Consider the following 13,322-nt stretch of genomic DNA (forward strand, 5'->3'; position numbering starts at 1 on the left):
TCGCCATTTCGGCGGATTTTCTCACCTGGGGTTTTGGCCCTTTAGTTTTGGCCCTTTGTGGTGGGCGGGTTCCTAAGAGGCACTCCGGGCGGCCGCGGGGGCCGTCGACAAGCTAGTTGCTGGTCTTGGCTTCCTTCTCTTCCTCGAGGGACTCGCGGGAGTTGTCACCGACCTTCTTGAAGTTGTCCAGGGACTCCTGCAGGATGCGCTCGGCCTCCTCGCGGTTGCCCCAGCCGGACCCGCTGACCTCCTTGTTCGGCTCTAGGTCCTTGTAGTGGACGAAGAAGTGCTCGATCTCGTCCTTGGTGAAGTCGTCGATGTCGTCGATGTCCTGGAAGGACTCGTAGCGCACGTCGTCGAGGACGCAGAGCAGCTTGTCGTCGCCGCCGGCCTCGTCGGTCATCTTGAACACGCCGACCGGGCGGGCGATAACGGTGACACCGGGGAAGACGGGCTCGGGGGTGATCACGAGCGCGTCCAGCGGGTCGCCGTCGTCGGCGAGGGTGTTGTCGATGAACCCGTAGTCCGCCGGGTACGCCATCGGCGTGAACAGGTAGCGGTCCAGGAAGATCCTGCCGGACTCGTGATCGACCTCATACTTGTTGCGGGAACCCTTCGGGATCTCGACGATGACCTCAATGCTCATGTGCTGCTCCTTTTGTCTGCCACCGTGGCACTCCGCCAGCGGATAATCGCCCACCATCATACGTGGGATAATCTTTAGCCCGATGAAGGTATGGACATGGGTCGTCGGCGCCGTCGCCGTCCTCGGGGTGGGCACCGCCGCCGGGGTGGGCGTGACCGCGCAGCAGCAGCGCGCCAACCTCGAGCACGCGCCCGCGTTTGCCCTCCCCACGCCGACGCAGGTCATTGAGCCCGCGAGCCCGGCGCCTGTCGACGTCGCCCAGCGCGATGCCACCCTCGCGCGGCTCGCCGACAACCCCGCCCTGGCCACCTTCCACGCGCGCATCTCCTCCGCCGACACCGGGGACGTCGTCTTCGACAAGCTCTCCGCGGAGCCGCTGCGGCCCGCCTCGTCGACGAAGGTGCTCACCGCCTCGGCGGCGATCCTCGAGCTGGGCCCGGACGACCGGATCACCACCGACGTGGTTGCCGGCACCCACCCGGGCGACGTGGTGATAAAGGCCGCCGGCGATGTCTGGTTGGACGAGGACAAGCTCGACAACCTCGCCCGCCAGATCGGCTCGGCCCAGGCGGTGTACGTCGACACCTCGGCGTGGCCCTCCGAAACCATGCTGTCGGGGTGGGACCCGGCGGACATCGACGGCGGATTCGTCGCCCCGCTCGAGCCGATCATGCTGCACGGCGCGCGCATCGGCGCCACCGAGGGCGACGTGCCGCGCTCGCACACCCCCGCCCTTGACGTCGCCCGGGCACTCGCGGACAGGGTGGGCGCGGAGACCGTCGGCTTCGGCCCCGCCCCCGCCGGTGCCCGGGTGGTGGGCAGCGTGCAGTCGCCCGACTTGATCACCCGCCTGCACGCGATGATGAAGGACTCCGACAACGTCATGGCCGAGGCCATCGGCCGCGAGATCGGCCGCCACCGGGGAACGGGTAGCCCCCAGGGCGCCCTCGACGTCCTGGTGCAGAACGGCTACGACCTGTCCTACGTCACCCTCTCCGACAGCTCGGGGTTGTCCACCAACAACCTCATCCCCCCGCGTCTTCTCGATCAGCTCATCCTCGACGCCGCGCGCAAGGACACGCTCCGCCCGCTCCTGGGTACCCTGCCCGTCGCCGCCGGCGAGGGAACGCTAGAGGACCGCTACACCGACCTCCCCGGGCGCGGCTGGGTGCGCGCGAAGACGGGCACCCTCGACGAGACCTCGGCCCTGGTGGGTACGGTGACCAGCCGGGTGGGCAACATCTACACCTTCGCCCTGATGTCCAACGGCAGCGATGTCAACGCAGCCCGGCAGGCGCTCGACGAGCTGGCATCGGCGCTGCGGGAATACTGATGCGCCCGTTCTGGCCGCGCCGTTCCCCGCACTTCCTCGAGTGCCGCCGGGCGGTGCGGCCCTTCGACGGACCCGCTGTGATCGGGTTGTCCGGGGGCGCGGACTCCCTGGCCCTCGCCGCCGCCGCCGCGGCGGAGGGCAAGAACGTGCGCGCGGTGGTTGTCGACCACGGGCTGCAGGACGGCTCCGCCGGGGTCGCCGAGGCCGCCGCCGGGAAGGCCCGGGCGTGGGGCATCCCCGCCGAGGTCGTCCGGGTGCAGGTGGGGGAGGGGAACGTCGAGGCGCAGGCGCGGCGGGTGCGCTACGCTGCGCTCCTCGAGCCCGGCTGGGACGTCTGGGTCGCCCACACCGCCGACGACCAGGCGGAGACGCTCATCCTCGGGGCGCTGCGGGGAAACCCCTCCGGCATGGCCCCGCGTGCCGGGCGGGTGGTGCGTCCCTTCTTGGGCGTCCGCCGCGCGGACACGGCCGGGGCGTGCCGGGAGCTCGGGGTGCAGCCGTGGGAGGACCCGATGAACGCGGATCCGGCCTTCCGCCGGGTGCGGGTGCGGCGCGAGGTGATACCGCAGCTCGGGGAGCTCATCGGGGGAGACGCGGTGCCGGCGTTGGCGAGGACGGCGGACAGGATTGCCCGGGACGGGGAGCTGATTGCGTCGATAAGCGAGCTCGGACCCACCGACAGCTGCGCGGAGCTCGCCCTGGACCCGGGGCCCGTGAGGAGGCGGAGGATCGCCGCGTGGCTCGTCTCCCACGGTGTGGCGGTGGAGGGTTCGCAGCTCGCGGCGGTGGAGGCGCTGGTCACGGGCTGGCACGGGCAGGGCCCGGTTGACGTCGGCGGGGGTCGGGCGGTCCGCCGGGTGGGCGGGATGCTGGAGTTGGTCCGGTGCCGCTGACGAACCCGCTGGTGGTTGTCGGCAGTGCCGGGTAGGTGGCAAGATGAGGAAGTTACGCGACACGCGCGGGCTTGCGAGAAAGGGCACCGATGACCGAGCTGCACCAGGAGCTGCACCACGAGCTGCATGACGGACTCAACGACGAGCTGCACAACAAGAAGGACTTCAACGTCCCCGCCCACCGTTACGGCGACGATGTCGAGGCGGTGCTCATCTCGGAGGGGGACCTCCAGGCGCGCATCCAGGAGCTGGCGGACATGGTCACGGAGCGCTACCGCGACACCCCGGACGACCTCATCCTCGTCTGCGTGCTCAAGGGTGCGGTCTTCTTCCTCACGGATTTCGCGCGCAAGCTCGGTGTGCCGTGCCAGCTGGAGTTCATGGCCGTGTCCTCCTACGGCAACTCGACGACCAGCTCGGGTGTGGTGCGCATCCTCAAGGATCTGGACAAGGACATCCAGGACCGCGACGTGCTCATCGTGGAGGATGTCATCGACTCCGGCCTCACCCTGTCCTGGCTGATGAAGAACCTGCGCGGGCGCCAGCCCCGCTCGCTCAACGTGATCACCCTGCTGCGCAAGCCCGAGGTGCAGACAGCGAAGATCGACCTCATGGCTGTGGGCTTCAACATCCCCAACGAGTTCGTCATCGGCTACGGGCTCGACTACGCCGAGCGCTACCGCGACCTGCCCTACGTGGGCACGCTGCACCCGCGCGTCTACGGCGGGGAGACCGCCGAGCCGGCCGAGACCGGGGCAGTCGGGGACGCCGCGCCCCTGGAATCCGAAATTTAGACTTCCCCCGAACAACAGAACCCAGGACTACATGGACAACAAAAAAGTATTGCGGTGGGGCCTCACCGGCGCCGTCGCCCTCATGGTTCTCTACCTGTTCACGCTGATAGGGGACGACACGCGCACCTACCAGACGGTGGACACCTCGGTGGCCATCGAGCAGCTGCAGGGCCACAACGCGGAGAAGGTGCAGATCGACGACCGCGAGCAGCGCGTCCGCATCGACCTGCGGGAACCCATCACCGTCAAGGACCATGACGGTGTGAAGTCCGTCATGGCGCAGTACCCGGCCCGCACCACACCCGAAATCTTCGACGCGGTGCGCGACTCCGGCGCGGACTCCTACAAGACGAAGGTGACGCAGGAGTCCTTCCTCATGTCCATGCTGGGCTTCATGCTGCCGATGGTGCTTGTCTTCGGCCTGCTGTCCTTCTTCATGTACCGCATGCAGGCCGGGGGCGGGATGTTCGGCATCGGCGGCTCCAAGGCCAAGCAGCTGACCAAGGACCACCCGACAAACACATTCGCGGACGTCGCCGGCGCCGACGAGGCCGTCGACGAACTGCAGGAGGTCGTGGACTTCCTGCAGGACCCGGAGATCTACGAGAAGCTCGGAGCGAAGATTCCCCGCGGCGTCCTGCTCTACGGACCTCCCGGCACGGGCAAGACCCTCATCGCCCGCGCGGTGGCCGGCGAGGCCGGGGTGGCGTTCTTCACCATTTCGGGCTCGGACTTCGTGGAGATGTTCGTCGGCGTCGGCGCCTCCCGCGTGCGCGACCTGTTCAAGCAGGCCCGTGAGAACGCGCCGTGCATCATCTTCGTCGACGAGATTGACGCGGTCGGCCGCCAGCGCGGCTCCGGCGTCGGTGGCGGCCACGACGAGCGCGAGCAGACGCTCAACCAGCTGCTCGTGGAGATGGATGGCTTCGGCGACCGCGAGGGCGTCATCCTCATTGCGGCTACCAACCGCCCCGACATCCTCGACCCGGCCCTTTTGCGCCCCGGCCGATTCGACCGCCAGATCCCGGTGACCAACCCCGACCTGGCCGGGCGCCGGCAGATCCTCAAGGTTCACGCGAAGGACAAGCCGCTCGGCCCCGATGCCGACCTCGATTCCCTGGCCAAGCGCACCGCCGGCATGTCCGGCGCCGACCTGGCCAACGTGCTCAACGAGGCTGCGCTGCTCACCGCCCGCATCGGCGGCAACGTCATCACCGCCGACGCGCTCGAGGAGGCGACGGACCGCGTCATCGGCGGCCCGCGCCGCAGCTCCAAGATCATCTCCGAGAAGGAGAAGAAGGTCACCGCCTACCACGAGGGCGGGCACACCCTCTCCGCCTGGGCGCTCAAGGACATCGAGCGCGTGTACAAGGTCACCATCCTCGCGCGCGGCCGCACCGGCGGGCACGCCATGACGGCGCAGGAGGACGACAAGGGCATGTACAACCGCGACGAGCTCTACGCCCGCCTCGTCTTCGCCATGGGTGGCCGCGCCGCCGAGGAGCTCGTCTTCGGCGAGCCCACCACCGGCGCCAGCTCCGACATCGAGCAGGCCACCAAGATTGCCCGCGCGATGGTCACGGAGTACGGCATGTCCAGCGTGCTCGGCACCGTCAAATACGGCTCCGAGGACGGCGACCCCTTCTCCGGCCGCGGTGGCGGGGCCGCGCTCGACTACTCGCCCGCGGTCGCCGAGACCATTGACAGGGAGGTGCACGAGCTTCTCGACGCCGCCCACGAGCGCGCGTACTCAATCCTCGCCGCCAACCGCGACTACCTGGACAAGCTGGCGTCCGCGCTGCTGGAGAAGGAGACGCTGCGCCGCCCCGACCTGGAGGCCATCTTCGAGGGTATCGAGCCGCAGAGCTCCGGCCTTCCCGCCGTGGACATGCGCTTCACCGCTCAGCCCGGCCGCGAGCCGGTGCAGACCCCCGTGGAGATCGCCGAGGCCCGCGGTGAGGAACCGCCGAAGAAGGTCACCCTCCTGGAAATGTCGCGCCAGGCCCGCGAGCGGCGCATGGCTGAGCGGGGGGACAGCACCCGCCCCGGGCCCGGTGGCGGACAGAACGGGTCCACCAAGTGGCGCCCCTTCTCCGCGACGAAGCCTGCCGGCACACCCGAATACGGCGGGCCGAAGCCCCCGCCGGACTGGACGTACACCGGGGGCGAGGAGCGCACGGTGCAGCTGCCGCAGCAGCCCGCGCAGCCTCCCCAGGAACCCGGCCAGCCGCAGCAGAACCCGTACCCCGGCCAGCACCCCGGGATGCGCAACTACGGCCAGCCCGCCCCGGAGCAGGGGTACCGCCCCGAGTCCGCACCGCGGCACGCCGCACCCGCCCGACCGGCGGAGCAGCAGCCGGGGGAGCAGCAAACACAGCGCGGCGCGAATGGGGAGCCGCTGATCGGCTTCCACCTGCCCGAGAACGAGCGGCCGAGCAGGGAGACCGGCCCGTCCGATTACCCGACGTCGGAGATCCCCCGGGTGGACGCGGGGGACGTCGCAAAGCCGGGGAGCTCCCACCCCGAACCGCCGCGGGACGGTGCCGATGACTAACCCCACGTTCGACCGCGACCGCGCCGAAGCCGCCGTGCGCGAGCTCCTGCTGGCCGTGGGCGAGGACCCGGAGCGCGCCGGTCTGGAGGAGACTCCCGCCCGCGTGGCCCGGGCCTACGAGGAGGTCTTCGCGGGGCTGCACACCGACCCGACCGAGGTGCTGGACAAGAGCTTCGCCGAGGACCACACCGAGCTCGTGCTCGTGCGTGACATTCCGATCTACTCCACGTGCGAGCACCACCTCGTGCCGTTCTATGGCAAGGCGCACATCGGTTACATCCCGGGTGGGGAGGGCAAGGTCACCGGGCTGAGCAAGCTTGCCCGGCTGGCAGACCTCTACGCCAAGCGGCCGCAGGTGCAGGAGCGGCTCACGCGGCAGATCGCGGATGCGCTCGTGGACAAGCTCGGGGCCCAGGCGGTGATCGTGGTCATCGAGTGCGAGCACCTGTGCATGGCGATGCGCGGCATCCGCAAGCCGGGGGCCGTGACCACGACCTCCGCCGTGCGAGGCGGATTCAAGACCAACGCGGCCTCGCGCGCCGAGGTCATGAGCCTGATCAGGAGCTGACCCATGACCACCGTGCAGGACCTCACCGTGCCCGGGCGCACGACCGTCATGGGCATCGTCAACGTCACGGAGGACTCCTTCTCCGACGGCGGCCGGTGGCTACACGTCGACGATGCCGTCGAGCACGCCCGCGAGCTGGTCTGCCAGGGTGCGGACATCATCGACGTCGGTGCGGAGTCCACGCGCCCAGGTGCGACGCGGGTGCCGGCCGAGGTGGAGGCGCGGCGCGTGCGCCCCGTCATCGAGGCACTGCACGCGGAGGGCATCCGCACCTCCGTGGACACCATGCGCGCCTCGACCGCCCTCGCCGCCGCCGAGGCCGGGGTGGACCTGATTAACGACGTCTCCGGCGGGCTCGCCGATCCGGACATGTACCGGGCGATGGCCGAGACGGAACTGCCGGTGTGCCTCATGCACTGGCGTGCCGAGGCCTTCGTCAACGCCTCCGGTGCCGCCGACCACGGCGGCGACGTGGTGCGCGACGTGCACACCGTCCTCGCGGACCTCGCCGGCCGTGCCATGGAGGCGGGGGTGTCCCGCGAGCGGATCACCGTGGACCCGGGCCTGGGCTTCGCCAAGACAGCCGAGGAGAACTGGGCGCTGCTCGAGGCGCTGCCCGGGTTCGTCGCGGGTGAGTTCCCGGTGCTGGTGGGGGCCTCGCGCAAGCGCTTCCTCACCGCCATCCGCCGCGACCGGGGGCTCGCACACTCGCCGATGGACGCCGACCCGGCCACGGCCGCGGTCACCGCGCTGTCCGCCCAGGCGGGCGCCTGGTGCGTGCGGGTGCATGAGGTGGCGGTCTCGCGCGACGCTGTCGACGTGGTCGCCGCGTGGAAGAACGGGGGCCGCTGAATGGCCGACCGCATCGAACTGAAAGGCCTGCGCGTCTACGCCCACCACGGCGTCCTGGAACACGAGACGCGCCACGGGCAGGCGTTCACGCTCGACATCACCTGCTGGCTGGACTTCTCCGCGGCCGCCGCGGACGACGACCTGACGCGCACCGTCAACTACGCCGAGCTCGCGCAGCTGGCCCACGACATCGCCGCGGGAACCCCGCGCCAGCTCATCGAGACCGTGGCCACCGAGATCGCGGAGGAGGCGCTACGGTGCTACCCCGTGCTGCACGCCGTGGAGGTCACCCTGCACAAGCCCCACGCCCCGATCCCGCTGACCTTCGACGATGTGGCCGTGGTCGCCCGCTGCTCACGGAAGGCCCGTCCGTGCGCGCAGTGATCTCCGCCGGCTCCAACATGGAGGATTCCCGCGCCCACCTGCGCAGCGTGGTCGAGGAGTTCGCCGCGGATCTCGTCGCCGCCAGCCCCGTCTACGCCACCGCCCCCTGGGGAGGCGTGGAGCAGCCGGACTTCCTCAACCAAACGCTGCTTATCGACGCCCCCGGCACGCCCCGGGACCTGCTCGCGCGTTGCCAGCGCCTGGAACGGGAGGCCAACCGCGTGCGCGACGTGCGCTGGGGCCCGCGCACACTGGACGTGGACATCATCGACATCGAGGGCGTGACGTCCGACGACCCGGAGCTCACCCTCCCGCACCCGCGGGCGGGTGAGAGGGCCTTCGTGCTGATTCCCTGGCTGGACGTGGACCCGGAGGCCCGCCTCGGCGGGGAGAAGGTCGCGGGGATCGTCGAAAAGCGCCGCGAGGAGTTCGCCGCCCAGGGGGTGAGGAGACTGTGAACCGCACCTCCACCGCCGGGCTCACCGCGCTCGCCGGGTTCCTGGCAGCCGCGACGTTCATCCTCGTCCGCCGTTTCTACGGTCTGCTGACCTCGGTGGACCTCACCTTCTCCATGCCGCTGTGGATCGTCGCGGCGGTGTGCCTGTTCATCGCGTTCATGGTGAAGAAGCGCCGCGAGGAGGGGAAGGTGGGCCTGGACCGCTCGCAACTCAACCCCCTCATGGCAGCGAACTTCATGCTGCTGGGCAAGGCATCGGCGTGGTCCGGGGCCGTGTGCGGGGGCATCTTCACCGGGATGCTCGTCTACATCGGCCCGCGGGCCTCGACGCTCCTCGCCGCGGAGGCGGACCTGCCGGGTGTCATTTCCGGGGTGCTCGGCGGGGTCGCGCTCGCCGTGGCGGGGCTCGTGCTGGAGCGCACCTGCGAGGTGTCGCCGCCCACCGAGGGTGAGGGGGTTCAGTAAGGTGTTGGGCATGAATGCCGAGACCTCGCCGCGCGACAATGGAAACCTCTGGGTTGTCGTCCCCTTCGTGCTCGCGTTGCTGGGAACAATCGTCATGCTGTTCACCAACTCGGCCAACATGCTCAAGGTCTCCCTCATCCTCGCCCTGTGGGCGGCGGCGGCCGGCATCATCCTCACCAGCCGCCTGCGCCGCGACCGCGACGAGGCCAAGCGCCAGCTCGACGATCGTGAGGAGCGGCACAAGGCCGAGCTCGAGGCCGCCCAGGCCCGCGGGGAGGCCGACCGGGCCGCGCTCGCGCTGGCGCGCAACGACGAGGACATCCCGGTAGGGGTCGACGTGCAGGTGCTGCGCGAGATCCAGGCGGAGCTCGCGGCCCTGCGCGCGCAGCTGGAGGAGATTTCCGGCCGCCAGTTCGAGTACGAGCCCGCGGCCCTGCGGGCGGAGGCCCGGCGCATCGCCGAGATCGGCGCGCCCGAGCCTGTTGCCTCCACGCCGCGGGAGCAGCGGACGGAGACCGTGATTCCCGAACCCGCCGCCTCCGACACCTCGCGCCCCTTCTCCTTCGGCGAGACCCGCTCGACCGGTGCCTCCGCCGGCAGCTCCTTCCGCTCCTCCAACCCCTCCCCGGTCGGCGCGACGGATGCGGCGGAATCGGTTGATGCCGCTGACAAGCCCTCCGCCGCCGACACCACGCGAATCCAGCCCGTGCGCGAGACCGCGGAGCCCAAGCGGCGCCACGGTGGACGCCCCGCCGGGGCCCCCACCTCAGATGCCATCTCCGGTCGCCTGGGCACGCAGCCCAGCGCGCGCTCGGCGCAGCACAACCCGCTGTCCCAGCTGATCAGCGAGCGCCAGACGAAGGAGACCCACCACGGAGCCCACGAGGCACCGGAGGGTGCCTCCACCGGGTGGAAGCCCGGGCCGCAGCGGCCCGCCCCGGTTTCGCGGCCGGCCGCAGCCAAGCCCGCGGAGCCCGCGCCTGGTGCATCGCAGCCCGTCAAGACCCNNAAACCCCGCCGATACCGCCAGGCCCGCGGCCCCCAAGCCCGCCCCCGCCGCGACTTCGACCCCCGCTCCCTCCGCCGCGACGGAGCAGGAGCGCCGGGGTGGCCGCCGCCGCCGCGACGAGCGCTCCGGTGCCGTCTCCGTTGCCGAGCTGCTGGCCCGCCGCGGCAAAGAAAGCGAGTAGATGGCACCGCGTCTGCGCGTCTGCTCAGTCGGTCCCGTCCGGTCCAGCCCGCTTGCCACGCAGCTGGAGCGGGCGGGACACAGCGTGTTCCAGCTCGCTGAGCCGCAGGACATCGGGGGAGCCGACCTCGTCCTGCTTGACGGGGATGACCCGGAATGGGTGCGCGGGAGCGTCGAAAAGCTCGTGCCCTTCATCCGCCGCAGGCAGATGTTTGTCCATTCCTGTCTGCAGGAGGGCGTGCAGCTGCTCGACGACGCCGAGCTCGAGGGTGCGGTGGTCATGGCGGCCTACAACGTGTTCGGCTCCTACTGGCTCACCTCCGCCGCGGACGAGATGGGGGAAACGATCATCGGCCTTCTCATCGGGGAATCCGGCGGCGTGAGCTTTCCCATTGAGGACGCGCAACGCCCCCGCATTCTCGCCGCGCAACGGCTCCGCGGCCTGGAAGGGGTCCTGCGCTGGGACTCCTTCGAGCTGCTGCGCTCGGTTGTGCCGGATGCGGAAGTGTTCATGGGCGAATACCTCGCTTCCCCGCCCGGCACCGACATGGGGGCCCGGCCGGTGGCGCAGTTGGAATCCGCGTACGGGTCGATTGAGGATCCGAGCGTGGCGCGGCTCTTCGTGGATCTCGAGCGCCGCCAGGCGGAACGCGCCGGCCAGCTCGACGCGGAACTGTGGGCGATTTCGAAGACGGACATGCAGAAGGACGGCGAATAGATGGCTTTTGAACCCGGTGCGGCAGTGGTGGTCACGGACCCCGCCCGCTTGGCGACGTACGGGCGGGCGTTCCGCAAGGTCGGCAAATCCGTGGTGGTCGTTCCCCTGGGCCGGGGCGTGCACGCGGGCCACGTGCAGTTGATTCGGGCGGCGCGTTCGCTGCTCGGCTCCGTGGTGATGGTCACTTACCAGGGTGAGGAGGTCCTCGATGTCTTCGCCCGCGAAAAGGTCGACGTCGTCTTCCACGGCCAGCTGGGTGCGGGGGCGCGTGTGAGTACCCCGATGAACCACCTCGAGGATGCCGGTGAGGTCTCCGCGCAGGTCGCCGGGGTGCTGGCCGCAGTCAACGCCACGCACGCCACGGACGTGGTCCTCGGGGAGAAGGACTTCGAGGTGCTCGTCGCGCTGCAACGGGCTGTCTCCGCCCTGCGCGTGGAGGTCAGGCTGCACAGCGTGCCCACCGTGCGCACCGCCGATGGTCTGGCGATGTCGCTGCGCAACGGTGATGTCGCAGAGGAGCACCGTGAGGCCGCCCTGGCACTGCCCGCGGCGTTGACGGCCGGGGCGCACGTCGCGGAGCGCGGCGCCGGCGCCGTGCTGGAAACCGCCCGCGGGGTGCTGGCCGCCGCGGGCGTGGAGCCCGCCTACCTGGAGCTGCGCGACCTCGCCTTCGGCCCCGCGCCCCGGGAGGGGGACGCCCGGCTGCTCGGGGCGGTGGATCTCGGTGGCGTGCGGCTTACCGACAACGTCGGGGTGCCGGTGGGCATCGGGTTCGCCAACCTCGCGTCGTGAGCCCGGGGTGGCTGGCCTTGTGGGCCGGTCACGTGGGGCCGCTCCGAGGAGCGCCTCCAGCTGCCCCTGTGCCCGGGGCAGTAGCAGCTCGCGCGCGGCAGGCACTACTCTATGAGGACGTGACTACCCAGGACCTCTCAGAGCAGCAGCAGTACCGCCGCGCGAAGCGCCAGAAGCTTATCGACGAAGGCCGTGATGCCTACCCCGCCGTCGTCGACCGCACCGACTCCCTCACCGAGGTGCGCGGGCGCTACCACGTTGCCGCCGAGGGCGAGGAGACCGCGGCTCCGGAGGGCGCGACCGTGCTCGAGGCCGGTCAGGAGACCCAGGACGTGGTCGCCGTCGCCGGGCGCATCATGTTCAAGCGCGACACGGGCAAGCTCTGTTTCGCCACGCTCCAGGAGGGCAACGGCACCCAGCTGCAGGTCATGCTCTCCCTCGCCGAGGTCGGCGAGGAGGCCCTTGCCAGCTGGAAGGAAGACGTGGACTTGGGTGACATCGTCTCCGTTCGCGGACGCGTCATCGCCTCGCGCCGCGGGGAGCTCTCCGTCATGGCGCAGTCCTGGCACATGGCATCCAAGGCGCTGCGCCCGCTGCCGGTGGCCTTCGCGGACATGAACGAGGAGCAGCGCGTCCGCAACCGCTACACCGACCTGATCATGCGCGAGGCGGCCCGCGACAACGCAATGACCCGTATCAGGGTCATCGCCGCCGTGCGCAAATACCTTGGTGGCCTGGACTTCGTCGAGGTGGAGACCCCGATGCTGCAGACGCTGCACGGCGGTGCCGCCGCGCGGCCCTTCGTCACCCGCTCCAACGCCCTGGACATCGACCTCTACCTGCGCATCGCCCCCGAACTGTTCCTGAAGCGCTGCGTGGTCGGCGGGATCGAGCGCGTCTTCGAGATCAACCGGAACTTCCGCAACGAGGGCGTGGACTCCTCCCACTCCCCGGAGTTCACCATGCTGGAGACCTACCAGGCGTGGGGCACCTACCGCGACTGCGCCGAGATGACCAAGGGGCTGGTGCAGTTCGCGGCCCGGGAGGTCTTCGGCTCCGAGAAGGTCACGCTCGCCGACGGCACCGAATACGACTTCGGTGGCGAGTGGAAGGTGCTGGAGATGTACCCCTCCCTCAACGAGGCCCTGCAGCGCAAGCACCCGGGCCAGCCCGAGGTCACGATCGACTCCACCGTGGAGGAACTCACCGGCATCGCGGAGGCCATCGGGCTCAAGGTCCCCGACAACGAGGGTTGGCTGCACGGCAAGCTCGTGGAGGAGATCTGGGAGCACCTCTGCTCGGACCAGCTCTACGAGCCGACCTTCGTGACCAACTTCCCCGTCGAGACCTCCCCGCTCACCCGCGACCACCGCGAGAAGCCCGGCGTGACCGAGAAGTGGGACCTCTACGTCCGCGGCTTCGAGCTCGCCACCGGTTACTCCGAGCTGGTCGACCCCGTGATCCAGCGCGAACGCTTCGAGGACCAGGCCCGCCTGGCGGCACACGGCGACGACGAGGCCATGGTCCTCGACGAGGGCTTCCTCGCCGCCATGGAGCAGGGCATGCCCCCGACCGCCGGCACGGGTATGGGCATCGACCGCCTCCTCATGGCGCTCACAGGCCTCGGCATCCGCGAAACCGTCCTGTTCCCCCTGGTCAAGCCCGAGGTCAACTAGC

14 protein-coding genes are annotated in these 13,322 nt (G+C 70.1%); 13 read left to right on the plus strand and 1 reads right to left on the minus strand.

Features of this window, described 5'->3' with window-relative positions:
* Window positions 1–112: 112 nt before the first annotated feature.
* On the minus strand, window positions 113–646 hold the full coding sequence (locus tag B3611_RS05245; protein WP_291314030.1) for an inorganic diphosphatase: 534 nt from the start codon (window positions 644–646) through the stop codon (window positions 113–115).
* A gap of 82 nt (window positions 647–728) precedes the next feature.
* Here B3611_RS05245 and dacB point away from each other — a divergent pair, with 82 nt between their 5' ends.
* From dacB to lysS, 13 genes are all read left to right on the plus strand, one after another.
* Window positions 729–1,979, plus strand: a complete 1,251-nt coding sequence (gene dacB, locus B3611_RS05250) for a D-alanyl-D-alanine carboxypeptidase/D-alanyl-D-alanine endopeptidase (RefSeq protein WP_291314031.1) — start codon at window positions 729–731, stop codon at window positions 1,977–1,979.
* The gene (tilS, locus tag B3611_RS05255; RefSeq protein ID WP_291314032.1) at window positions 1,979–2,872 is read left to right on the plus strand and encodes a tRNA lysidine(34) synthetase TilS; all 894 of its coding nucleotides are present in this window, start codon (window positions 1,979–1,981) and stop codon (window positions 2,870–2,872) included. Before dacB ends, tilS begins: the two co-directional genes overlap by 1 nt.
* A 146-nt stretch (window positions 2,873–3,018) precedes the next feature.
* Window positions 3,019–3,666: a hypoxanthine phosphoribosyltransferase gene (gene hpt, locus B3611_RS05260; RefSeq protein WP_291314113.1), complete on the plus strand. Its 648-nt coding sequence runs from the start codon at window positions 3,019–3,021 to the stop codon at window positions 3,664–3,666.
* Between the two features lie 31 nt (window positions 3,667–3,697).
* Complete coding sequence (ftsH, locus tag B3611_RS05265; RefSeq protein ID WP_291314033.1) at window positions 3,698–6,220, plus strand: ATP-dependent zinc metalloprotease FtsH; 2,523 nt, start codon at window positions 3,698–3,700, stop codon at window positions 6,218–6,220.
* Entirely contained in the window at window positions 6,213–6,788 is a 576-nt protein-coding gene (gene folE, locus B3611_RS05270) for a GTP cyclohydrolase I FolE (RefSeq protein ID WP_291314034.1), read from the plus strand. The genes ftsH and folE overlap by 8 nt, the downstream gene beginning before the upstream one ends.
* Before the next feature lie 3 nt (window positions 6,789–6,791).
* Window positions 6,792–7,640 carry a dihydropteroate synthase gene (folP, locus tag B3611_RS05275; protein WP_291314035.1) on the plus strand — a complete coding sequence of 283 codons (849 nt, stop codon included), beginning with the start codon at window positions 6,792–6,794 and terminating at the stop codon, window positions 7,638–7,640.
* Entirely contained in the window at window positions 7,641–8,024 is a 384-nt protein-coding gene (gene folB, locus B3611_RS05280; RefSeq protein WP_291314036.1) for a dihydroneopterin aldolase, read from the plus strand.
* The gene (gene folK / locus B3611_RS05285) at window positions 8,012–8,482 is read left to right on the plus strand and encodes a 2-amino-4-hydroxy-6-hydroxymethyldihydropteridine diphosphokinase (RefSeq protein ID WP_291314037.1); all 471 of its coding nucleotides are present in this window, start codon (window positions 8,012–8,014) and stop codon (window positions 8,480–8,482) included. The genes folB and folK overlap by 13 nt, the downstream gene beginning before the upstream one ends.
* Window positions 8,479–8,946, plus strand: a complete 468-nt coding sequence (locus B3611_RS05290) for a DUF3180 domain-containing protein (RefSeq protein ID WP_291314038.1) — start codon at window positions 8,479–8,481, stop codon at window positions 8,944–8,946. Before folK ends, B3611_RS05290 begins: the two co-directional genes overlap by 4 nt.
* 10 nt (window positions 8,947–8,956) lie before the next feature.
* Window positions 8,957–10,237 (plus strand): DUF6779 domain-containing protein, encoded by a 1,281-nt coding sequence (locus B3611_RS10150; protein ID WP_349676580.1) that lies wholly within the window; start codon window positions 8,957–8,959, stop codon window positions 10,235–10,237.
* Window positions 10,221–10,853, plus strand: coding sequence for a hypothetical protein (locus tag B3611_RS05295; RefSeq protein ID WP_291314039.1), 633 nt, complete (start codon window positions 10,221–10,223; stop codon window positions 10,851–10,853). The genes B3611_RS10150 and B3611_RS05295 overlap by 17 nt, the downstream gene beginning before the upstream one ends.
* A complete protein-coding gene (locus B3611_RS05300; protein WP_291314040.1) occupies window positions 10,854–11,645 on the plus strand; it encodes a pantoate--beta-alanine ligase in 792 nt (263 codons plus the stop codon). It abuts the gene before it with no gap.
* Window positions 11,646–11,764: 119 nt separating this feature from the next.
* Window positions 11,765–13,321, plus strand: coding sequence for a lysine--tRNA ligase (lysS, locus tag B3611_RS05305; RefSeq protein WP_291314041.1), 1,557 nt, complete (start codon window positions 11,765–11,767; stop codon window positions 13,319–13,321).
* The last annotated feature ends 1 nt before the right edge of the window (window position 13,322 follow it).

Origin of the sequence: Corynebacterium sp. UBA2622 (assembly GCF_002339505.1) — a bacterium.
In the GTDB taxonomy this organism is placed as follows: Bacteria; Actinomycetota; Actinomycetes; order Mycobacteriales; family Mycobacteriaceae; genus Corynebacterium.

Coding starts and splice junctions, on each gene's coding strand:
- B3611_RS05245 (WP_291314030.1), bottom strand. CDS start 646: ATGAGCATTGAGGTCATCGTCGAGATCCCGAAGGGTTCCCGCAACAAG.
- dacB (WP_291314031.1), top strand. CDS start 729: ATGAAGGTATGGACATGGGTCGTCGGCGCCGTCGCCGTCCTCGGGGTG.
- tilS (WP_291314032.1), top strand. CDS start 1,979: ATGCGCCCGTTCTGGCCGCGCCGTTCCCCGCACTTCCTCGAGTGCCGC.
- ftsH (WP_291314033.1), top strand. CDS start 3,698: ATGGACAACAAAAAAGTATTGCGGTGGGGCCTCACCGGCGCCGTCGCC.
- folE (WP_291314034.1), top strand. CDS start 6,213: ATGACTAACCCCACGTTCGACCGCGACCGCGCCGAAGCCGCCGTGCGC.
- folP (WP_291314035.1), top strand. CDS start 6,792: ATGACCACCGTGCAGGACCTCACCGTGCCCGGGCGCACGACCGTCATG.
- folB (WP_291314036.1), top strand. CDS start 7,641: ATGGCCGACCGCATCGAACTGAAAGGCCTGCGCGTCTACGCCCACCAC.
- B3611_RS05300 (WP_291314040.1), top strand. CDS start 10,854: ATGGCTTTTGAACCCGGTGCGGCAGTGGTGGTCACGGACCCCGCCCGC.